Origin of the sequence: Shewanella gelidimarina, assembly GCF_023283945.1 — a bacterium.
Classification (GTDB): Bacteria; Pseudomonadota; Gammaproteobacteria; order Enterobacterales; family Shewanellaceae; genus Shewanella; species Shewanella gelidimarina.
Genome location: NZ_JAKIKW010000006.1, coordinates 176,974 through 200,226 on the forward strand (window position 1 = coordinate 176,974; position 23,253 = coordinate 200,226).

The window sequence follows — 23,253 nt, forward strand, 5'->3', positions numbered from 1 at the left end:
GAGTAGACTTCGTGTCTACTCTTTTTGTTTTTTAGAACGAGATTAATCATGAAATTTCTAGTCGATACCCACGCTCATACCATAGCTTCAACTCACGCTTATAGTACTGTGCATGATTATATTCGCGTTGCGAAAGAGAAAGGCATCAAGTTATTTGCCATCACCGATCATGGGCCTGATATGGCAGATGCTCCTCATTTTTGGCATTTTGTTAATATGCGAGTATTGCCCCGCATCGTTGATGGTGTTGGTGTGTTACGTGGCATTGAAGCGAATATAAAAAATGATGCAGGCGACATCGACTTTTTTGGTGATTACTTGCAAACGCTCGATATTGTATTGGCGGGATTTCATGAACCGGTGTTTCCACCATCGACTAAAGAGGTTCACACTCGCGCGCTCATCAACTGTATTGAAAGCGGTAATGTCGACATTATTACTCACCCCGGTAACACGGTATATCCGATAGACATTAAAAAGGTAGCTGCAGCCGCAGCCAAACATAATGTCGCGCTAGAAATTAATAACTCCTCTTTTTTGACTTCAAGAAAAGGCTGCGAAGCAAACTGTACCGCCATTGCTAATGCAGTCAAAGAGGCTGGTGGACTTCTGGTTATGGGCTCTGATTCTCACGTCGCTTTTAGCTTAGGCAACTTTGAAAAAGCCATTGAGATAATAGAGGCGGTGGAGTTTCCTATTGAACGGTTACTTAACCGTAGCCCTGAAGCTTTGTTGTGCTTTCTATCATTGCGGGGCCATGCATCCCTTGATGAGTATTCTGATTTAATTGAGTAAGCTTTTTTAACCATGTGTTTTATTTGCCACGTATTCTATTATTGAGTACTCAAGTTTATACGGTAAATCAGCGCTACACATAGGCCATGATGTCACCCATCGAGGCATGAAATCCACACCATGAAAACAGATTTTATGAACGTTATACTATGAACATTGTGCTATGAAAATATTGGTTACAGGCGGCAGAGGGCAATTAGCTCATGCATTAGGGTTAATCGCTGAACTCAGTGGTGCGCAGGTTAAAGTGAGTCCGTTTGATGACCAAAGCACTGGAGCTATTAACGTTGGTACTCAGCGTGAATTACTTGGTTATTTACCTGAAGCGGCGAGCTGTTTAAGTGAACAAGATGAAATATACCTGCTCGCGCATCAACAGTTAGACATTTGCGATCCCGTTTCAATTGATGCTGCTTTTAAACACATAAAGCCAGATGTGCTGATTAACTGCGCTGCATATAATGCTGTCGATAAAGCAGAGGTCGACGTTGATATTGCCTATCAGATTAATGCACAGGGGCCTAAGTTACTTGCTGAGCAATGTAAGCGAGATGAGGTTACCTTAATCCATATATCAACAGATTTTGTTTTTTCAGGAGATAGAGGCTCGGCTTATGATGAACAGGTTAGTCCATCGCCTATTTCTGTTTATGGTAAAAGTAAGCTTGCGGGAGAGAATACAGTGCTGCAAATCTTAGGTCACCAGGCCTATATTATTCGAACGGCTTGGCTTTACAGCGCATGGCAACAAAACTTTGTCAAAACGATGCAACAGCTGTTTCGCAGCAGAGATAACATAAGTGTGATTGATACGCAAAGAGGCAGTCCAACCTGGTGTGAATCGTTAGCGGTGGTCATTTTTAAATTAGTTAAAATTGCCATGAACGAACGCAAGCAATGTAACCAAGGTAACAAGAGCTCCTTAAGCGGCGATGCTTTATCTTGTGGCGACAATATTTATCATTACGCAGGTTATGGACATTGCTCCTGGTTTGATTTTTCCAGACGTATTCAGGAGTTAATGGGTAAGACTGGCAGCAAATCACATTGCACTATTAACCCTATATCAACGGAATGTTGGCAAAAGCTGCACCCTAATCCGTTGGCCGCCAGACCGACGAATAGCGGCTTATGTTCTGATAAAATACTCGCTGAAATATCAATGGAGCAAGACAGTTTAATTCGCGCTTCATGGCAGGAACAGTTGAAAGTGATGTTAGCAGTACAGGCATTGAGTGAGGGATAGCTGTTGTTGAGATAGTTGTTATTAGCGTGATGAAAGCTTGTTGGGGAATAGAGCAGGTGAAGCAATAAAAAAGGAGTAAACCTTAACGGTATACTCCTTTTTCAGATATTAGCTTAAGGCATCAACATAAATTAAGCTAAAGATAGTTAGCGCTTAGAAACTTCGCTCCCAACCTGCATAGAGTGTCGTATCCCAGTCATTGCCACCAGAGGTGACATATTGACTGTAACTCACGGTTCCACCCACTTTTAGAGTGCCTTCATAGAAAGGTCTATGGTAGCTGGTGTCATATTGGTAAACACGCTCATACTCACCAGGTGACACAGGATTGCCACCCTCAGGTAATCCATTATCAATGCCATCGGTATTAAGGCGTAGCCAACGCAGTTTATTGGTAATGTTTTGACCACCACCTAACTGGGTAATACCGCCGATAACGAATGTTTCTGAGTCATTATCATAAGTGCTACCTAGGCTACGGCCATAGTAACGATAACCACTTTGGTAGAATCCATGTTCGTACAGACAGTTATACTTTTGCGGGTCAATACCGCAAGAGACTTTAGTATCTGAGTACTCTAAGAATACGCGAGTGTTTAAGTCAGTTAATACAAAATCAATACCGCCCATATTGGCCGCATTGATTAATCGATTCTTCTCAGTATGGAAATCTTCATGGGTGCGCTCGTAATAGATCCCATAAGGAATACCAAAGGCGGTATCTGACCAACGGAAATCATATCCTGCTAACATGTTTTCTTGGCCGTTCTCAAGCTCACTTTCCGATTGTCCGCCATTAAACAGACCGTCCCACCAATCACCTAAGCCATTACCATAACCTTCGCCGCCCCATTGCATTGTCCAAGAAAAACCGACTTCGAGTTTTGAGATAGGTCTGATGGTACCGCGTGCACCCCAGTGTTGAGTGTCTGGGACATAACGGTCGCTTTCCATCTGGCTAAATGCTGTGGTAAAGGTCCAAGGTCCGATCCAGTTAAGCCAAGGTGTTTCAAATGCTTGACTGTTATTACGGCTCAACGTCACTCCAGGCATAGGTCTGGCGTTAGTCGTTTGAATGAGACCACTGTCCCAGCCCGGTCCCCAGTATTTTTGCTGTGCACCGGCACTCACGATCCAGTTGCCCAACATCACCGCGGCAAAACTGTCATCTAAGCGGGTACTGTTACCGTCAATAGGGTCGGCGTGATAGCTGGCAGAAAGACGACCACTGAACCAGTCTTTAGTGACTTCGGCGCTAACGGTCCCTTGGCCTTTATCGCGATAGTCTTGACCAAAGCCAATGAATCTGGTGGTATCGGTTGCGCCTGCAAGTTCAACTTTGGTGCTAAATGCACGATGATCTTTATCGTAGGCACTGTTCACTCTGTCGAAGGCGCTGCGTTGATGATCTGAAAGTTGATCCGGCTGCGCTTTGTCTAAATCTTGCTTTAGGCCATCCCACATCAATGGGTAGGTGGTAATGGGTTGGACAATAATCCCGGTATCGGAAAGCAGTTGGATATCAGCTCTAAGTGCTAGGTCCGTGGGTTCAACCCACCAAGCTGCTTGTACTGAACTACAACCGAAAAGAAAAAGTCCTGCTAATAATTTGAGTTTCATTGGGATCCCTTATGTCAATGAAGCGCATTCTAGTGTATTTAACTATACACTGACAGTGTAGAGTGATTTGTTATTCAAAATAAGTGCTAATAACGCACAATTGGTGACCAAGTTATTCATATTGTTGATCGTTATTACATAAGCAGTGAATAGGACGTTATTGATGAGGTAGACGAAAGGATTACGCCGCTGGGTTTACGTGCAGAGGGAAAGGTTGTTAATCGCTCTAGCATTAACAACATTCAATATCCATTCTGAAGAGTTAATTGCTTCCATATATTCGGCTAACGTTTGAGATTAACCGCTGACGCTTATGTGCTTCTACTTTCCTTATCATCAGTACGGCCTTTTAAATTATCCATAAACCCATGCCATTTATTTTTTAAACAAAAAACCCTCAATATCATCAATAAGATTGAGGGTTAGGATCTCTCTGTTACATGGTTCAAGTATTCTTAAACGATAGGCTTAATGCTCATTTAACAGACTTTTTTGATTTGTGATTAAGCTGAGTATTCAGTGTAATCGGCATAGCCCACTTCTGTACCACCGTACATCGTTGCCGGGTCCGCTTCATTAAATGACCACTCATTCTTAATGCGAGCAGGCAAATCTGGGTTAGCAATAAAGGGACGACCAAAACCAAATATATCGCCGTAACCCACGTTAAGGATATGCTTGGCTTTTTCTACCGAGTACTTGCCTGCATACATGATGATGCCAGAAAATGTGTCACGAACGTCTTTATAGAAAGCGTCAGGTAAATCAGGTGCGTTTTCCCAATCAGCTTCTGCTAATGACAAGTAACCAATACCGATACTTTCGATGGTCTTAATGGCTTCGATATAAGTTTCATGTGGATTTTCTTCAACTAAACCAAGATAAACACGTACATCGTCAGTAGTGGCAAACAGTGGTGCAAATCGAACGCCGACATGTTCTTTACCCACTTCATCTGCAACCGCTTGGGTGATTTCTTTTAAGAATCGTAAACGATTTTCTAAACTACCACCGTATTCATCGGTGCGTTTATTACTGTGCTCAGAAATAAATTGATTCACTAAGTAACCGTTAGCACAGTGTAATTCAACGCCATCAAAACCGGCTGCCATGGCATTGCGAGCAGCTTGAGCATAAAGTGCGACGAGTTCTTTGACTTCAAGGGTTGATAGTTCACGTGGCATGCTTGGATCTGCTAATGCCCCTTCACCTGGACCTGTTTCAATGAACACTTTCACATTATCCGCTCTGATTGCAGAGGGGGCGATTGGGGCTGTGCCATCGGGTTGTAAACTGGTATGTGAAACACGGCCGACGTGCCACAGTTGAGCAAAGATAATACCGCCTGCGTCATGCACTGATTTGGTGACTTTTTTCCAACCTTCGATTTGTTCATCGGAGTAAATGCCGGGTGTCCACGCATAACCTTGACCACGAGGTTCAATCTGAGTGCCTTCGGTGACCATAAACCCCGCAGAAGCGCGTTGCGTATAGTATTTAGCCATTAATTCATTCGGAATATTGTTAGGTTGTGTACTACGTGAACGTGTTAATGGTGGCATTACGATACGGTTTTTTAAAACGTGTGCGCCCAGTTTAGTTGGCGTGAATAAAATGTCATTTTTCATTATGGTCTTTATCATGGTGTGGCGAATGAGTTGAACTATATCCTTGCTTAGGTACAATGAAAATCAAGTGAAGCATGTATGAGAAACAAGTATGGCTGATATCAGTAAGCTGGAAATAAAACAATTAAGGGTACTCGCTGCACTATTACAACTACATAGCTTAACTAAAGCAGCCACAAAGCTAGGTATTACTCAGCAAGCGGTGAGTGAACAACTGAAAAAACTGCGGGATATATTCCAAGATCGTCTCTTTATTCGTGGTAGCCATGGCGTTGTTCCAACCCCAAAATCACAAGAGTTAGCCCCTAAAGTCCAACAGATATTAATGGCCATTGGTGAATTAACTGAAGTGGCTGAGTTTGACCCACAACGCTTAAATGGGGTCTATAAAATCAGTGCCTCAGATTATGCGATGCGCACTGTCTTACCGTCTTTACTCGTGGAGATTAGACAGCAAGCCCCGCATTTAAAAATAATCATTCGCCGATTTGAATCCGATAATTTAAATCAGCTAATGGCCACAGGTGAGATTGATTTAGCATTAACCTTCCCAGCGTTTATTCCGATAACTTGTCCTTCAATGTTACTGTATGAAGAACGTCATGTTTGTGTTGCGGCTAAGGGCATTGCAGATAAGTATCAGGGGCTTAGTTTAAAAGAAATCGCTGCTGCGCCACAATTGATTATTTCACCTTCACGCGCAAGTCTAAAGGGCTCGGCAGACGAATGGTTCGCTGCCAAGGGGTTCCAGCGTAATATAATTATGTCACTACCGAGTTTTTCAGCCGCGCCAGATTGCATCGAGGCAATGGGAATTTTGGCATTTTTACCATCACGTATGTTACCAAATGAAAAATTAACTGAAGTCGCATTACCTGAGCCATTACCCCATTTTGAGGTTGTGGCTGCATGGCATCAACGGTCAAGCCAAACTCAGACTCATCAATGGATCACCGGTTTACTGTGCGAGTTATATCCGCAAGAATAAATTTACTTAAGTGTAAAAGTAGATCGCAAATGAATGTAGTCCAAACTAGATCCCAGTAAGACGTCAAACTCACCCGCTTCTGCTAACCAATTATTTGATTTATCGTCCCAAAAAGCGAGGTCTCGATGGTTCAGTTGCATGTTAACTTGCTTGCTTTCACCGGGTTGTAGCATCACTTTTGCAAAGCCTTTAAGCTCTTTTTTTGGCCGCGTCACTCTTGCTTTTTTATCATGTAGGTAAAGTTGCACCACTTCGGCTCCGGCGACTTTACCAATATTGGTGACAGTGACTGAAACCGTCAGAGTTTCACCTTGGCTAATGCTTGATGCTGATAGTGTAATATCACTTAGAGTGAAGTTAGTGTAAGACAGGCCATGGCCAAAGCTAAACAGTGGCTTTATATTCTGCTGCTCAAACCAGCGGTGACCGATAAACACGCCTTCAGAGTAAAGTGACTCGATGGCGTTATAATCGTTGAGCGCGATAGGGGCGGTATCAGCAAGATTTTTTGGCAAGGTAAAAGGCATTTTGCCACTGGGGTTCACATCGCCAAATAGCATATCTGCCACAGCGTGTCCGCCTTCCATGCCGCTATAGGAGTTCCAAACGATGGTTGAGACTTTATCTTTCCAGGGCATTTCAACAGCGCTTCCAGCCGTCAGAAACACAATCGTATTGGGGTTAACTTCAATGAGCTTAGCGATTATTTCATCTTGCTGATTGGGTAACACCAAATCGGTTCTATCAATAGACTCTCTGTCATCGCTATGGCTTAAGCCACCAAAGTAGACAACAGCATCGGCTTTCTTGGCGGCATTGAGGTATTCAGCTTCACTATTGAACAGTTTATTGGGGGTATCCCAGCCTAGGGTATAACCTTCAGTACCGTTATATTCGATTTCAAACTGATACTCTTTATGGTGAATAAGCGAGATATTCTTAGTTAAAACGTTAGCGGCACAGCCGTCATTTTGCAGCACGGTTTTGCCATCAATTTTTATATTAATCTTGCCTTTAGCGGTCACTTTTAATGTATGTACACCTGACTTTAACGGTTTTATGGCCGCCTTCATGGTGATAAATCGTGGAGTATCTTTAGCTATAAGACTAGAGGGCTTAAATTCGGAGTCGGCTACCCATGACTCGTTGATGAGCTTTCGACGGGTGTCATCGGCAAAAAAACGGATGTTCCAAGAGGGGGTTCCAGTCCAGTGTCTAGTGGCTAAATAATCGTTGCTGATAGGGGCCAATAGACTACTTTGGGCACGCATAACGGTGATAGTGACGTTATCCGCTAATTTGTCTCTGAGCCCCTGTAGAGGGGTTATCTCATAAAGGGATTTTACTTCTGACGAGCCACCACCTTGTGCATGTTTTTTATCGAGATTAGGGCCTAAAACTAAGATGTTGCTTACTTTTGGCTGAGCTAATGGCAGCACTTGGCGGCTGTTTTTGAGTAGCACTATGCCCTCTTCGGCAATTCGTCTTGCAGCATTTCGATGGGAAGCGATATTTCGCTGACCCGCGAGACGATGGTTATCCATCATGCCGATACTGAGTTGCACTCTGAGGATCCGCGCGACCTTGTCATCTAATGCCGCTATGGGTACCTTGCCAGCCTTTATCATTTTAATCAGTGGCTCAGCGAAATAGTAATCGTTGTAGTGAGGCACATCGGTGCCCATTTCAAGATCGAGGCCATTGATTGCGGCATCAACAGTATTGATATCGACATTCCAGTCAGTAACGAGCAGTCCTTTATAGCCCCATTCTCCTTTTAGAATATCCATCACCAAATGTTTACTTTGGTTAGCGTTAGTGCCTCTGAATTGATTGTATGAACCCATCATGGCATAAACGTTTGCTTGCTTTACCGCCGCTTCAAAAGCGGGCAGGTAAACCTCACGCAAGGTGCGTTCGTCAGGTTTTGCATTCACAGCGGTACGATTTAGCTCTTGAGTGTTAAGTGCATAGTGTTTGATTGTGGCGGCAACATCATTTTTCTGAATCGCTATAATCTGCGGTACAATAAGTTTTGCGGCTAAATAGGGGTCTTCACCCAAATACTCAAAGTTGCGACCATAAAGCGGCAACCGCGCTAAATTAACGCCTGGGCCGAGAATAAGATCTTTGCCACGATGGCGAGCTTCGCTGCCAAGCACTGCGCCATGCAAGGTCGCCATATCGACATTCCAACTGGCGGCAACGGCAGTCAATACAGGTAAATAAGTAGAGTCATCGGTAGTCCAATTAGCCGAGGCCCAACTGTCGCGTTCAATTTCATGACGCACACCGTGGGGGCCATCAGACAACCACATCTCCTGGATCCCTAAGCGTTTAATTGCCGCAGTGGTGAACTTGCCATTGGCATGCACTAATGACACCTTCTCTTCTAACGTCATTTGCGGGATAAGTGTTTGAATGGTTTGTTCTACCAGAGTTAAGCGTGATTGTAACAACGGACGTACAGGCTCTATTAGGCCGACTTCATCATAGATAGTTGTTTTAGAAGCAAGCTCCCCGACGGCAAAACATGGTGCCGTCACAAAAAAACTACTCAGGGCGATGACAACAGTTGTTGAACACTTCATTCTAAATTCCCTATTAGATTGCTGACGTATCAATATCGTTAAATCGGTTTATTGCCATAGGGTGACTAAACCCATTCGTGCAGGGTTCTATATCGCTGGAGGTTGGCTGTAAGTTGGCCTGTATTTGGCGCAGGGTCCATGTCCTGAGCCCATCTCACTGCTCGTTCACTCTGCTGGAGTGTAGTCAATTACCGGAATAAATCATTAGCCTGTTTGGGCGGTATTCTATCCGCCAGTCTAGGTCGTAATGATGACTGCGCAGACCTCATCCGCGTTTTACCATTCAGGTCAACATACTGTTGTACATGTTCAATTTCTTCTTTAGCTTTCGGCACCAAATCGCTCCCTAGCATCTCAAGGTTTTTGCTGTTGATGATGGCTCTTATACTAAGGAGTCTTAGGGGATAGCATGCTTGTTCAATTGGCTTTTTTCCTACCGCTACTGTGCTACGGCTATATTTTGTTCTATGGTCATAAAGGCAGCCATGTTGAGCAGGTTTCTAGCAGGGAGTTGCTGTAATGGAATGTTTGATGATGCAAAGTCGTTTAACTATCCATACATGGGCATTTAAAGGGAATTAAATAATGACGAACAATACGTTAGAACAGCAAGTGCTCGTATCAATAGTTAAAAACCCAGTCATTATCTTGCTGTCGACGGCATTGATTATTACAGGCATTACCGCATGTTCATTTAAAGACTCTCCACCGATTGAACCCCGTGACGCGTCGATTGTATGGCCAAAACTGCAGCTCGAAGTAAAACCACAAGCAGAGATGGAAAAAACCATCGCGAAAATGGTCAGTGAGATGACGTTAGCGCAAAAAGTCGCGCAAATGATCCAGCCTGAGATCCGTAACATTACAGTCGAAGATATGCGCACATACGGTTTTGGCTCGTATCTTAATGGTGGTGGCTCATTCCCTAATGATGACAAACATGCCACTGCTGGAGACTGGATTGCGGTAGCTGAAGCTATGTATCAAGCATCGGTGGATGACTCTTTAGATGGTTCGAGCATTCCAACAATGTGGGGCACAGACGCTGTCCATGGACATAACAATGTGATTGGTGCGACGCTTTTTCCCCATAACATTGGTCTTGGTGCTGCCAATAACACCGAGCTCATTGAACAGATTGCTGCCATTACCGCAAAAGAGGTCATGGTTACCGGTATAGATTGGGTGTTTGCGCCTACTGTTGCAGTGGTTCGTGATGACAGATGGGGCCGCAGTTATGAGGGCTATTCTGAAGATCCTGCCATTGTCAGAGCTTATGCCGCATCAATCGTGAAGGGCTTGCAAGGCTCGGCTGATCAAGATTTTTTGGGTGACGAAAGGGTGATCTCAACCGTAAAACATTTTTTGGGTGACGGCGGCACGGTCAACGGTATCGACCAAGGTGATAATATCGTCACAGAACAAGTGCTATTTGATCTTCATGCGCAAGGCTATATCAGTGGATTAACTGTTGGCGCACAAACCGTGATGGCGTCTTTTAATAGCTGGCACGGAGTTAAAAACCACGGTAATAAATATCTACTAACAGATGTATTGAAAGATCAGCTGGGTTTCGATGGCTTTGTGGTTGGGGATTGGAATGGTCACGGTCAAATTAAAGGCTGCAGTAATGAAAGCTGCCCGCAAGCTGCTAATGCAGGGCTAGATGTCTATATGGTGCCGACGGCTGCATGGAAGCCATTGTTTAATAATATAGTGGCACAGGTTAACAGTGGCGAGATCCCTATGGCGCGCATTGATGATGCAGTGACGCGTGTACTCAGAGTTAAGATGCGAGCAGGCTTATTTGATAAACCCAGTCCAGCGCAGCGCAGGTTATCGGGTAAAACGGAGTTAATTGGCGCAAAGGCGCATCGTGATGTGGCGAAGCAAGCGGTAAGAGAGTCGCTGGTGATGCTAAAGAATAATGGCAATATATTGCCATTATCACCGAACCAAGTGGTATTAGTGGCGGGCGATGCCGCTGATAACATCGGTAAGCAATCAGGTGGTTGGACGATTACTTGGCAAGGTACTAATAATACCAATGCTGATTTCCCTGGTGGCAGCTCAATTTATGATGGCATTGAGTCACAAGTATCAAAAGCGGGTGGCAAAACAATGCTAAGCCCAACAGGCGAGTTTGCGATTAAGCCAGATGTGGCGATAGTGGTATTTGGTGAAGAGCCTTACGCCGAAGGTCATGGCGATATTGATAATTTGGAGTATCAGCATGGTAATAAACAGGACCTCGCATTATTGCTAAAACTAAAGGCGCAGGGCATACCTGTTGTGGCCATTTTTATTAGCGGTAGACCTATGTGGGTCAATGCTGAGTTGAATGCTGCAGATGCCTTTGTCGCGGCATGGTTACCTGGTAGTGAAGGCGCTGGGGTTGCTGAAGTGTTGTTTAGTGATCCCGATGCTAAGACGCAGTTCGATATGAGCGGTAAGTTGTCTTTTTCTTGGCCAAAAAGCCCGACACAAATGGCGTTAAATCGCTTTGATGAAAACTATCAGCCATTGTTTCCTTACGGATATGGTTTGAGTTACGACGATAACACCGAGCTTGAGATCTTGAGTGAAGTTGCAGAGCTTAACAATGACAATCCGCAATGGGTTGCTATCTTTATCCGTTCAGTGCAATCACCTTGGATAATGTCGATCGGCAATAGCCACGAGCATCTCGCTGTTACCAGCAGTGTCTTACAAAGTGAAACCGTGTATTTACGGACGGTTGATAAAGTTGTACAAGAAGATGCAAGACGGGTTGAGTTTAATGGTGAAGGGCTTGGTTATATTAATTTTAGCAGTCATTCGGCAAAAGATTTAAGTGCGGTCGTGGAGTCTAACTCAGTACTCTCTTTTGCCCTAAAAGTGGACAGTGATATTAGTGATGAGGTCTATATTGCTATGAGCTGTGATACTGACTGTGGCAAGCCATTAAACGTGACTGACGCGTTAATGGCCTTACCACAAAATGAGTGGCAGTCTGTTAGCATTGATCTTAAATGTTTCAGTGATTTAGGTGTTGATTTTTCCAAGGTAAACTCACCATTCTCATTGTCTACAGCAGGTAAATTAACGGTTAGCCTCGCCGATATTGAAATGCTGCCGCTCGATGATAATGAGCAAGCAATGATTCAGTGCCCGTAATCAGTCATTTGAGCTTGGTAAGTCACCCGTCACCAAAGCGGGCCTTGGTGGCTATCGAGTTGATTTATCGCCTAGTCAATTATTCACTATCACTATCACTATCACTATCACTATCACTATCACTATCACTCTCACTCTCATGATCACAACTTAAGCGTTTAACAAGCCAACTTATCTTGGTCGATAGAGTGTGGATACCGACAATCTTAGTGTTGTTATCTTCATACCAAATTCACCAGTAACAAAGCGTTAGCGGTTGAAAACGCCTCTGAAACGAGCATTTTCAAGTAGAACGGGTATATTATGGCTAAGCTCTGGAGAGGTTGATATTGTTGTGGCGATAAATGCCAGGTATCGCGAGATGTAATTTGAATAAAGCGATTGAATACGCATGTAGCATAGCGCTAACACTATTTTTGTTTATGAGACTGGCTTAGTCTCTTTTAGACCGAGATTGAGCAATTGGTTATTAAATTTTGTTTTGGGTCGATGGCATAATGGTCGGCTGGAAATATTAAGCATAAGAGAGAACACCTTGAGTCGGATTGAAACAGAAACGTCAGTAGAACAACGCAACCGTAAAACAGCGATTTTCAATCCCGTTTGGTTGGAATCGATAGTCGATATTGCTGTCGCTGCAGGCGATGCAATTATGACGGTTTATGCGACAGATGATTTTACGATTGATGTTAAATCGGATGATAGCCCTGTTACCGCCGCCGATCTAGCAAGCCATAACGTCATCGTGGCCGCACTTGCTAAGCTAACGCCGAATATTCCGATTCTGTCTGAAGAGTCAACGACGATAGCATGGGATGAAAGAAAGCAATGGCAGTCTTACTGGTTAATAGATCCATTGGATGGTACCAAAGAATTTATAAAACGAAATGGTGAGTTTACCGTTAACATCGCCTTTATTCATCAAGGGCAAGCGATAGCAGGTGTTGTTTACGCTCCTGTTTTAGATAAATGTTACTTTGGCAGTCACGATGGTGGTGCTTGGTTGAAACAAGCAGGTACACAACGACCACTGGTTAAAATAGACTTGGATAAGCAAGCCGTACCACGAGTGGTCGGCAGCCGCTCGCATATTAGTCCAGGTTTACAAACTTATTTGCAAGCACTTGGCGAGCATGAAATGAAGAGTGTGGGTAGTTCACTTAAGTTCTGTTTACTGGCTGAAGGCGAAGCTGATATATATCCACGATTGGGTCTGACGAGCGAATGGGATACTGCTGCAGCCCAAGCTGTCTTAGAGAGTGCTGGTGGAAAAGTGCTGCAATATGGCAGTGAAACCGCACTGGATTACAATCAAAAGTCAGATATTTTGAATCCATACTTTATTGCTTATGCGCCGCACTGGGTTTAGGTATTAATGATTAAACAATAGTGTTAAAAAAATTAGTGTTTAAGTCATATGTTTGAGGATTAGCTTTTAAGTCTCTAAGCATTAGCTTTTAGGCATTGGTGTTAAACAATAGCGTTCAATAAGAAAGCGCTTAAAGGCTTTGTGTACTAAGGCATGTTGCCTCAATAGTATCATTAGAATGATCACTACGATTATGGGAGAGGGTTAAATGTTACGGATTGGCATCGATCTTGGTGGTACAAAAATTGAGTTAGTTGCATTGAACCATGAAGGCGAAGAGCTTTTTCGTAAACGTGTGCCTACGCCCAGAGAGTATGTGGCGACCTTAGATGCGATAGAAGCCATGATTAATGAAGCCGAGTCTCAACTTGGCGAAACTGGTACTGTTGGCGTGGGGATCCCTGGTGTGATATCACCTTATTCAGGTTTGGTTAAAAATGCCAATTCAACATGGATCAATGGCCATCCACTGGATGTCGATTTAGGTCAACGCCTCGATCGCGAAGTTCGAATTGCTAATGATGCTAATTGCTTTGCCGTGTCTGAAGCTATGGATGGCGCAGCAGCCGGTAAAGGCATGGTTTTTGGCGTGATTATTGGTACTGGTTGCGGAGGAGGGCTTGCCATTAATGGTAAAGCTCATGGTGGTGGTAATGGCATTGGTGGCGAATGGGGGCATAATCCTCTGCCATGGATGAGTGCTGATGAGTTTAATTCGACCCGTTGTTTTTGTGGTAATCGAAACTGTATTGAAACCTTCATCTCTGGTACCGGATTTGTACGTGACTATAAGCAGGCGGGCGGCGATGCGACAAGCGGAATTGAAATCGCTGCAAGAATCGAAACCGGAGAGATACTTGCTAAAGAGGCATTTGAGCGGTACATCGATAGGTTAGCGCGTTCACTGGCCCATGTGATTAATATTTTAGACCCTGATGTGATAGTGCTTGGTGGTGGCGTTTCTAATATTGAAGCACTCTATTCATTGTTGCCAAATATTCTATCTAAATATGTGCTTGGCGGTGAATGTCGAACGCCTGTAGTGCAAAATATGTATGGTGGCTCCTCTGGCGTTCGCGGTGCAGCTTGGCTTTGGAGCAAGCACGAGATATAGAGCGCGCGATGTTTTACCGCTAAAGATCACGACGAAGCCATATCGAGTATATGGCTTTTTGATCTCTGTACTACATGCTTCATGTTGGCTTTTTAAAGGCGGCGGCCAAGAATAATCGCTAACCTTACCACTTGAGAAGCATGCTAAACTTGCAATTCTGTTCAGTCATTTCTGGTTTCATCTCATGTTTTTGTTAAAGAAGATCGTTTCTCAGCTATTTATGCCTGTGCCCTTGGTGATCATCTTCATTGTCCTTAGCTTTGTGGTGATCCGTAATCGAAAGTTGGCAAAAAGCCTGTTAGCGATGGCGGGGGGGGTATTAATTATTCTGTGCAGCAGCATGGGCAGCAACACACTATTAGTCCCGTTAGAAGATAAATACCCTGTGAATAATGAGCCTATGGGTAAAGGTTGCTTGGTGATGGTGTTAGGCAACAGTCATGATGAGGCTGATAATCATACTGCGGTGCAGCAGTTATCAAACACGGCGCTGGCCCGTTTGAGTGAAGGGATAAGACAACTTTCATTAGGAGAAGACTGTAAGCTTGTGGTCAGCGGCTGGAGCGGGGGGACTAACAAAAGAGCCCATGCCGATGTTATGTTTGATGCTGCGGTAGAGCTTGGAGTCAACCCAAATTCCATTATCAAGTTTCCGTTAGCAAAAGACACCATAGAAGAAGCACAGTATATGCAATGGGAAGTGGTAGATGCGCCTTTTCGCTTGGTGACCTCAGCAAGCCATATGCCGCGTTCTATGGCGATATTTGAACATGCAGGATTAAATGTAACTGCTGCGCCGACGGATTTCGCTCAAAGACAAACCTATTGGTGGTATTTTGATGCTGAAAGTTTGTTATCGTCACAGCGTGCTATCCACGAGTATCTCGGTTTACTTTGGTTTAAACTAAAGCGTGTAATTTGAGCCGCGGTGTAAGTCCATAGTAAGGCTACTCATCTTACCGTTGTGAGCGAATATTAAGGCCAGATATTTTGGCGAGATTGTTACTCTTTATACCGACGAGTCAGCGATGGCTGTAGAGTCATTTTATGTTAATCAACTTATAGTAGACACCACATTGGAAGTATCGAATTTAGAACCGCTGTTCATTAAACCCGAGAATAAACGTAATGGATTAACGCTGACGTTTGCCGGTATCACCGGGCTCACTATCGGGATAGGACTCTTTATTAACGGCAGCCATCTATTTGCACCTGGTATTGTATGTTTCGCTTTCGGTGCTATTTCAGCTGTGCTCGGTGTCTCTAAGATATTTGAGCCTGAAGTGACGGTAAGTATTGATACCGATGGGATCCGCTACTTTCATCGCCGTGGTGAGGTTAAAATAGATTGGGATAATATTCAAAGATTTGATCAGCCAAGAGTGATTCAAGGTCTGGAGACACTCACTTTGCCCTATGTAGGGTTAAAGCTGAAGTTAATAGGCCCCATTTTGGATTGTATCTCACTGCGCTTGGCTTCGGGATTACTGACCGAGCAAAGACCGCTATTGATGACTGCGTCGGCGCAAGATGAAGATCTATCGACATTAGAAAACCAAATGAGTGAAGAGTTCACGCCCTTTATTGAAGACGATAGTCGTTATAAAGGCGTACTGGCTATGTTTGGCCATCGATGCCGTATATTGGGCAGTCATTTAGGTTTTCATCTTTATATCGCCACAGATGCTTTAGATAGGCCTGCGGACGAGTTTATTGCACTCGTGCGCGAGTATCAAAGATTGGCTTTGGTCGATAGAGCTAATTGAAGCGGATAAATACTTAACCTATAAAAGTATAGAGCTAAAAAAACTAATGATATAAAAACTAAGTTTATAAAGCCTTGCTGTTTTATAAACTTAGTTCTTAGCTAATTATCAGCTAGTGGATAATTGTGCATCTTCAATTTGTGCTGGTTTAACGGCTTCTTGTTTGTCTACTGAAGAGGCGGGTAAAAAGGCTATTTCGTCACGAACACGCATTCCTATAAACTGGCCGCCTTCAAAAATCTCCATCGATTGACAAGCCACTTCACCGTCAACAACACCAGTACTGGTTATATTGAGCTTATTGCAGTTTAATTTGCCACGAAAGGTGCCTGATACTCGCAGTTCTTGGCAATTCAATACGCCATCGATTAGGCCATCTTGTTCAATGGTGATGTTACTTGTGGATTGGATGTCACCATAAACTTCACCAGAGACTAATGCCTCTGCGCTGAATTCACTCTCTCCCGTCAGTTTGGTTCCTTGGGCAATATAAGTGAGCCCACCGCTTCTTTTTCTGTTAAACATAAATGCGCCGCTGTTAGTCAAGGTAGCTTGATGTTACCTTGAAAAAAAACATTTAAAAACCACTTATATTTGGCACTCGCTGTCATTATTTTGGCTCTTCAGCATGGGAGAGGACTAGTGTTCATTGGAGAAAAGGATTTATGGCAAGAGATATTAGTATGAAAAATATCCGTGTTAATCAGGTCTTAATTAATATTGCATTGGATGGACAAGGCGCAACGCAGGCACCGCAACCCGTGCAAGCATCAATATCAATGTTAGGTTGAGGCGCTTTGCCTATCGCCATGGTAAAGCTGATAGCGCTTACATCACAAGCATCTTTACAACTTTGGCACCATATGCCTTGATAGGCCATGCAAGTGTCTTGTATTGAGGCGGTGACTTCCCAAGGCGCAGCGCTGGTGTCGGTAAATAAAGGTTCTGGACAAACATCAACGCAGCGCTGACAGAAAGTACATTCATCAATGTTAAAATTGACTTCGGGAAAACCACCATCACCTCTGATGATGATGTTGGTTTCACACGCTTCAATACATTTATTGCAGCGGGTGCATTCATCAGTAAATTCGATGTCTTTTTTCACCCAAGGAAGATGAACTGCATCATTCTTTTTACGGTTAAAAAGACGACGTCGACTTTGATTGATACTGTTCATCCGCTGTACTCTTGGTTTTGTCGATAGTGCGTTAATGCATCACTAACTAAACGTATTGTTTGTTTAGCTGCTGTAGCCATTAGGGTTACTTGACTGCCAATGCCAACTACTTTGCGCCATATCATCAATATTATGCGTTGCTTGCCAATTAAGCTCCGTTAGGGCTTTTTGTGGATTAGCATAACAAGCGGCTATATCGCCAGCTCGCCTTGCAACCAATTGATATTTTATGACGGTGCCGCTGGCTTTTTCAAATGCTTTAACCATTTCTAGCACACTATAGCCTTGACCTGTGCCTAGGTTATAAGTCACTAGACCCGGCTGGGTGCGGAGTTTATCAAGTGCTCTTAAATGACCAATAGCTAAGTCAACCACATGGATGTAATCACGCACACCTGTGCCATCAACGGTATCGTAATCATCACCAAATACACTGAGTTGCTCTCGTTTTCCTACCGCAACTTGGGTAATGAACGGCATCAGGTTATTGGGAATATCATTTGGATCTTCACCAATCAAACCACTGTCGTGAGCGCCAACAGGGTTAAAGTACCTTAGAAGGGCAATATTCCAACTTGAATCAGCGTGGTGTAGATCTGCGAGTATATGTTCAACCATCAATTTCGATTGCCCATAAGGGTTAGTCGCACTGGTTGGAAAATCTTCCGTTATCGGCAAGGATGCCGGATCGCCATAAACCGTTGCGGAAGAGCTGAATACTAAATTCTTGACGTTAAACTCGTGCATTACTTGGCATAAAACAAGGGTGCCAGTAACGTTGTTTTCATAGTAACGAAGCGGTTGCTCTACAGATTCGCCTACGGCTTTAAAGCCTGCAAAATGAATGACAGACTCAATATCGTGGTCGGTAAACACCTTTTGTAAAAAAGGTTTGTTCAGAACATCGCCTTGGCAAAAGGTCACAGATTTACCCGTGATTGTCTCGACGCGCTCTAATGCAGTGACACAAGAGTTACTTAGATTATCGACGATCACGACATCGCTGCCGCTGTTAAGCAGTTCGACTACTGTATGCGTGCCGATATAACCAGCACCACCTGTTACCAAAATTGTCATCTCAATATCCTTTACGACTTTGCTTTTTTACTCATGAAGTGAAATAAGTATTAAAGACTTTTCACTATGTCTTTTAGATACTTGGCAAACTCTGGACCAATATCTTTATGGCGCAGTGCATGCTCTACATTGGCTTTCATATAGCCCAACTTATTACCGCAGTCATGACTTTTACCTTGCATGTAATAGGCATTAACCGTTTGATTTTCCATCAGCATGGCAATCGCATCGGTTAATTGAATCTCATCAGCTACACCCGCTGGCGTCTTTGCTAGGTACTTCCAAATATCAGCTGGAAGAACGTAACGGCCAACGACACCCAAATTAGACGGTGCTTGATCAACATCTGGTTTTTCAACTAATTGGGTAAGCGGAAGTGATTGACCGGGTTTTAGCTCTTGGCCACCAATGTCTGCAATACCGTATTGATCGACTTGATCGTGTGGCACGCCTTCAACCATTATCTGGCCGACTTCGGTTTCGTCATATAACGCAACCATTTGTGCTAAATTGTCTTTGGCTAAATTACAGCTAGCATCATCTATAATAACGTCAGGCAATAACACCGCAAAAGGGGCATCACCAACAATGGTTTTAGCACAAAGAATGGCATGGCCTAAACCTTTTGCTTGCGCCTGACGCACACTAATAATGGCCACATCAGCAGGGCAAATTGATTGCACTTCTGCCAGTAACTGTCTTTTCACTCGGCGCTCAAGGTGCGCTTCAAGCTCAAAACTGGTGTCGAAATGGTTTTCAACGGAATTCTTACTGGCGTGGGTGACCAGAACGATTTCTTTAATCCCCGCAGCGATAGCTTCTTTTACAACATATTGGATAAGGGGCTTATCCATAACGGGCAGCATCTCTTTAGGCATCGCTTTTGTTGCTGGTAACATCCGTGTACCAAGACCTGCGACGGGGATAACTGCTTTTAGAATCTTATGTTGTTTCATTATCTTCCTACTTTTACTATCAACGGATTAATGTCTTAGCTTTATTCTATACTGAAATTTAATCAGGTGTGCTTTGATTTTGGCGAAGCTGATTGATATTTATTAAATTTGAAGCTTGTAAGGCGAATTTTTCATCGTATATTGTTTAGCGAGTATCCAATGTTCCTTAAGCCTCTTTGCTCAGTAATTTATGCCAGTGCAGGATTAAAGCTCCCTTCTACGCTTTTTAGTGAAGTATTTTATGGTTTGGCGTTAAAAATCCAACCAAGGTGTAAATGTAGGCGTACATTAAATTCACTGTTAATAAAAGCATTTATTGGCATAGATAGATATGCGTAACTTATTCGTTACATTCAGTAGGCCGTAACGAGTAAAGAATAAACTGTGATCTAGTTAACAAAAAACCGAGTTTGGTTAACTATGGAGACAGGCAATAGTTACGAGTGTTTTTATCACCATGAGCAAACCAACTAAGTATATCGCTCACTTGCCTGATGCAAGTGGCCGTATCCAGTACCCACAAGACGAACATGATATCTGGCAAGAGCTCTATGCAAGACAGCTTGTCAATTTACCCGGCCGTGCATGCCAAGCTTACATCGATGGACTTGAGCGTCTGGCATTGCCAAGCGATAGGATACCGCAGCTAAGTGAAATTGATGCGGTTCTACAAGAAACGACAGGATGGAAAACGGCGGCAGTACCGGCGCTTATCTCTTTTGGTAAGTTTTTTGAACTGCTAGCGAATAAATCTTTCCCAGTAGCGACCTTTATTCGAAGTCGTGAAGAACTCGATTATCTGCAAGAGCCTGATATTTTCCATGAAGTATTCGGACATTGCCCATTACTGACCAACCCATCGTTTGCCCATTTTTCGCATCTTTATGGTCAATTAGGATTAGCAGCGAGTAGAGAAGAACGTGTTTTCTTAGCACGACTTTATTGGTTTACTGTTGAGTTTGGCATTATACGCGCAGCCAATAATGACCTGAGCATTTATGGTGGCGGTATTATAAGCTCGCCTGGTGAAACACTCTTTGTGATGGGCAATGAGCCTGAAATTAGACCGTTCGATCTGGTTGATGTGATGCGAACCCCTTATCGTATCGATATTATGCAACCCATCTATTATGCAATAAATAGTATTAGTGATCTCGATGGTATCGCTGAAATGGATATTATGGGCGCGGTAAAGAAAGCCCAGCAGCTTGGATTATTTGCAGCAACGTATCCTGCTAAAGCGGGTTAAATACGATTTAAATTACAGAATTAAAGGAAAGATAATGACTGAATTAGCCCAAATGAAGTGTGAAGCCTGTCAAGCAGATGCACCTAAAGTGAGTGATGCCGAGCTGGGTGAACTTGTACGTATGATCCCTGACTGGACTGTAGAAGTGCGTGACGGAATTATGCAGCTTGAGCGTGTGTACAAGTTTAAGAATTTTAAGTTGGCAATGGCGTTCACCAACAAACTTGCCGATCTTGCAGAGGCTGAATTTCATCATCCAGGCATTTTGACCGAGTGGGGAAAAGTGACTGTGACATGGTGGTCTCATTCAATTAAGGGCCTGCACAAGAACGATTTTATTATGGCTGCCAAAACAGATGGATTATTAGCTGACTAGTTTTATGCCGTGCCAGCGCTGCTGGCACGCTTCTTTTTTCTTTATGTTACAAATCTGCTGTAAACAAGCCTTGCCACAACCCTCATAACCTTTTAACGTATAGGCGAAATATGCTTAACAGTTATCTGTTCTTCTTATAAGATCAGAGCTTAGCGTCGCTTAATGCTGGTTACTAGCTTCTTATCAGTTTTATTAACTATTTGATTGTCTACGTTAATGTTAGTCGAAAGTGGATCGGTGTTTGTCCATTGATGCTGCCACTAAATTAGCTTCAAAGACCATTAAATAGTTAATGCAATTAGTTTTATCCCAATAACAATTATTTAGAAAAGGGAACTGCAATAGTATGCGCTTGGAAGTCAGCTGTTTGGACCGAGTCGGTCTAGCGAAAGATATATTATTGATAATGGAAGATTATGGGATCAACTTGTTTGCTATCGATGCTAGCAATCAGGGTTTTCTGTATCTGCAATTTGCTGAAGTTAGTTTTGATATGCTCAGTGAGTTACTGCCGCTCATCCGTAAAGTAGAAGGTGTACATGATGTACGAACCGTCTCCTTTATGCCTTCAGAACAAGAGCATTACGCGCTAAAAACCTTATTAAAGACGTTGCCTGATTCTGTATTTTCCCTCGATATAAAAGGCCGTATTCGTATTGTGAACGAATCGGCTTTGCATATTATTGGTATGGCTGAACATGAGGTCATCGAAGAATCTATTGGTCACTGGGTACAAGGCTTCAATTTTAGCCGTTGGTTGAGTGAATCAACAGTGCTTGCGCAAGCGACCCGGGTCAATATTGGTGAGAACGAATATCTGGCCGAAATGTTACCTATCTATTTACCAGACGGCAGTGAAACCCCGATTCTTGCTGGTGCTGTGGTGTCTTTAAAGTCACCGGCCCGTTTAGGTAAACAGTTTAATGCGTTGCAAAACCAAACTGCAGGTTTTGAAAATGTATTAGCAACAAGCGATAAGATGAAAGAGGTGCTTGTGCAGGCCCGGAGAATGGCTCAGTTAGACGCGCCATTATTGATCACCGGCGAAACGGGGACCGGTAAAGAGTTGATGTCACGAGCATGTCATGATGCCAGTATGCGCCGCGATCAACCTTTTATTGCGATTAATTGCGCCGCTATGCCAGACAGCGCAGCCGAAGAAGAGTTATTTGGCTATGTTAGTAATGGGAGCGTGGTTAAACGCGGCTTTTTTGAAGAAGCCAAAGGCGGAACGGTCTTTTTAGACGAAATCGCTGAGATGTCTCGATCTGCACAAGTTAAGTTATTACGCTTTTTACAAGACGGTACCTTTAGACGTGTGGGCGGCGATGAAGAGGTGCGAAGTGATGTTCGCATTATCTGTTCGACGCAAAAAAATCTAGCTGAACTTTGCCAAAGTGGTGAGTTTAGAGAAGATCTTTATTACCGTATCCACGTCTTAGGCTTTCATGTGCCTTCTTTGCGCGAACGAAAAGTTGACGTTATTCCACTGACGGAAATGTTTTTGGAGCATTACAGCCAGCAATTATCTATTCCTATTCGCCGTATCTCAGGTGCGTGTCGTGAACATCTGCTGGGTTATGCTTGGCCTGGTAATATACGTCAGCTTAAAAATGCCATCTTTAGAGCTGTATCAATGTGGGATGGCAGTGCGGAATTGACGGTAGACCAGCTTAAATTGCCATCATACGCTGAAGGTTTTGGCTATTTTGATCATCAATTCGAGGGAAGCCTTGAGCAAGCGATGAAGCAATTTGAAGCAAGTTTACTGCGTCGATTATATCCTGCTTACCCAAGTACACGTCAATTAGCTAAAAAGTTAGGAGTGTCCCACACTGCTATTGCGAATAAGTTGCGTGAATACAAAATAAGTAAGCATAAAACCATGTAACATCGGGTTGCCAGTCATTGCTTGCTTTAGCAGCAAAAAATCATCAATAACCCCCATTACAGCCTATTTCATATAGGCTGTAATCATATGTTTACAAACTAGGGGCCATTCTACATAAATGTGATTTGGCTCACGCTATTCCACTATTGCCGTAGTTAATGTATTCCTATACCCGTTCTGCCTGAAACTGCAGGATTCAGTGGGAATTTAATGGGCTTTGATCAAGGCATTGATTGCAACTAATGGTCGCT

Annotated in this window: 18 protein-coding genes; 11 read left to right on the plus strand and 7 right to left on the minus strand. The window is 43.5% G+C overall.

All coding sequences use genetic code 11. From position 1 onward, the window contains the following. Window positions 1-48 precede the first annotated feature (48 nt). Window positions 49-795 carry a phosphatase gene (locus L2729_RS07840; RefSeq protein ID WP_248987770.1) on the plus strand — a complete coding sequence of 249 codons (747 nt, stop codon included), beginning with the start codon at window positions 49-51 and terminating at the stop codon, window positions 793-795. A 163-nt stretch (window positions 796-958) separates the two neighbouring features. Continuing rightward, a complete protein-coding gene (gene rfbD, locus L2729_RS07845; RefSeq protein WP_248987771.1) occupies window positions 959-2,041 on the plus strand; it encodes a dTDP-4-dehydrorhamnose reductase in 1,083 nt (360 codons plus the stop codon). 153 nt (window positions 2,042-2,194) lie between these two features. Here rfbD and L2729_RS07850 read toward each other — a convergent pair whose 3' ends face one another. Together L2729_RS07850 and L2729_RS07855 are read right to left on the minus strand one after the other, a co-directional pair. Beyond that, window positions 2,195-3,661, minus strand: a complete 1,467-nt coding sequence (locus L2729_RS07850; protein WP_248987772.1) for a capsule assembly Wzi family protein — start codon at window positions 3,659-3,661, stop codon at window positions 2,195-2,197. A gap of 503 nt (window positions 3,662-4,164) precedes the next feature. Next, window positions 4,165-5,289: an alkene reductase gene (locus tag L2729_RS07855; RefSeq protein ID WP_248987773.1), complete on the minus strand. Its 1,125-nt coding sequence runs from the start codon at window positions 5,287-5,289 to the stop codon at window positions 4,165-4,167. Window positions 5,290-5,380: 91 nt separating this feature from the next. On the opposite strand from L2729_RS07855, the gene L2729_RS07860 reads away from it, so the two are divergent. Then, on the plus strand, window positions 5,381-6,277 hold the full coding sequence (locus tag L2729_RS07860; protein WP_248987774.1) for a LysR family transcriptional regulator: 897 nt from the start codon (window positions 5,381-5,383) through the stop codon (window positions 6,275-6,277). Between the two features lie 2 nt (window positions 6,278-6,279). Here L2729_RS07860 and L2729_RS07865 read toward each other — a convergent pair whose 3' ends face one another. Then, complete coding sequence (locus tag L2729_RS07865) at window positions 6,280-8,868, minus strand: glycoside hydrolase family 3 C-terminal domain-containing protein (protein ID WP_248987775.1); 2,589 nt, start codon at window positions 8,866-8,868, stop codon at window positions 6,280-6,282. Window positions 8,869-9,453: 585 nt separating this feature from the next. Here L2729_RS07865 and L2729_RS07870 point away from each other — a divergent pair. From L2729_RS07870 to L2729_RS07890, 5 genes are all read left to right on the plus strand, one after another. Beyond that, window positions 9,454-12,024, plus strand: a complete 2,571-nt coding sequence (locus tag L2729_RS07870; RefSeq protein WP_283104176.1) for a glycoside hydrolase family 3 protein — start codon at window positions 9,454-9,456, stop codon at window positions 12,022-12,024. 589 nt (window positions 12,025-12,613) lie between these two features. Beyond that, complete coding sequence (cysQ, locus tag L2729_RS07875; protein ID WP_248987797.1) at window positions 12,614-13,393, plus strand: 3'(2'),5'-bisphosphate nucleotidase CysQ; 780 nt, start codon at window positions 12,614-12,616, stop codon at window positions 13,391-13,393. Between the two features lie 208 nt (window positions 13,394-13,601). Further along, window positions 13,602-14,507 carry a fructokinase gene (mak, locus tag L2729_RS07880; RefSeq protein ID WP_248987776.1) on the plus strand — a complete coding sequence of 302 codons (906 nt, stop codon included), beginning with the start codon at window positions 13,602-13,604 and terminating at the stop codon, window positions 14,505-14,507. Between the two features lie 184 nt (window positions 14,508-14,691). Beyond that, window positions 14,692-15,429 (plus strand): YdcF family protein, encoded by a 738-nt coding sequence (locus L2729_RS07885; protein ID WP_248987777.1) that lies wholly within the window; start codon window positions 14,692-14,694, stop codon window positions 15,427-15,429. 106 nt (window positions 15,430-15,535) lie between these two features. Then, window positions 15,536-16,273, plus strand: coding sequence for a DUF2982 domain-containing protein (locus tag L2729_RS07890; RefSeq protein WP_248987778.1), 738 nt, complete (start codon window positions 15,536-15,538; stop codon window positions 16,271-16,273). Between the two features lie 108 nt (window positions 16,274-16,381). On the opposite strand, the gene L2729_RS07895 is transcribed toward L2729_RS07890, so the two are convergent. The 4 genes from L2729_RS07895 to galU all read right to left on the minus strand — a co-directional run bounded on the left by L2729_RS07895 (window position 16,382) and on the right by galU (window position 19,486). Continuing rightward, window positions 16,382-16,798 (minus strand): bactofilin family protein, encoded by a 417-nt coding sequence (locus L2729_RS07895; protein ID WP_248987779.1) that lies wholly within the window; start codon window positions 16,796-16,798, stop codon window positions 16,382-16,384. A 178-nt stretch (window positions 16,799-16,976) separates the two neighbouring features. Beyond that, window positions 16,977-17,453 carry a ferredoxin-type protein NapF gene (gene napF / locus L2729_RS07900; RefSeq protein WP_248987780.1) on the minus strand — a complete coding sequence of 159 codons (477 nt, stop codon included), beginning with the start codon at window positions 17,451-17,453 and terminating at the stop codon, window positions 16,977-16,979. A gap of 63 nt (window positions 17,454-17,516) precedes the next feature. After that, window positions 17,517-18,530, minus strand: coding sequence for a UDP-glucose 4-epimerase GalE (galE, locus tag L2729_RS07905; protein WP_248987781.1), 1,014 nt, complete (start codon window positions 18,528-18,530; stop codon window positions 17,517-17,519). A gap of 50 nt (window positions 18,531-18,580) precedes the next feature. After that, window positions 18,581-19,486, minus strand: coding sequence for a UTP--glucose-1-phosphate uridylyltransferase GalU (galU, locus tag L2729_RS07910; RefSeq protein ID WP_248987782.1), 906 nt, complete (start codon window positions 19,484-19,486; stop codon window positions 18,581-18,583). A 457-nt stretch (window positions 19,487-19,943) separates the two neighbouring features. On the opposite strand from galU, the gene phhA reads away from it, so the two are divergent. From phhA to tyrR, 3 genes are all read left to right on the plus strand, one after another. Next, complete coding sequence (phhA, locus tag L2729_RS07915) at window positions 19,944-20,735, plus strand: phenylalanine 4-monooxygenase (RefSeq protein ID WP_248987783.1); 792 nt, start codon at window positions 19,944-19,946, stop codon at window positions 20,733-20,735. Window positions 20,736-20,769: 34 nt separating this feature from the next. Beyond that, complete coding sequence (locus tag L2729_RS07920) at window positions 20,770-21,111, plus strand: 4a-hydroxytetrahydrobiopterin dehydratase (protein WP_101089298.1); 342 nt, start codon at window positions 20,770-20,772, stop codon at window positions 21,109-21,111. 346 nt (window positions 21,112-21,457) lie between these two features. After that, window positions 21,458-23,002: a transcriptional regulator TyrR gene (gene tyrR, locus L2729_RS07925; RefSeq protein WP_248987784.1), complete on the plus strand. Its 1,545-nt coding sequence runs from the start codon at window positions 21,458-21,460 to the stop codon at window positions 23,000-23,002. The last annotated feature ends 251 nt before the right edge of the window (window positions 23,003-23,253 follow it).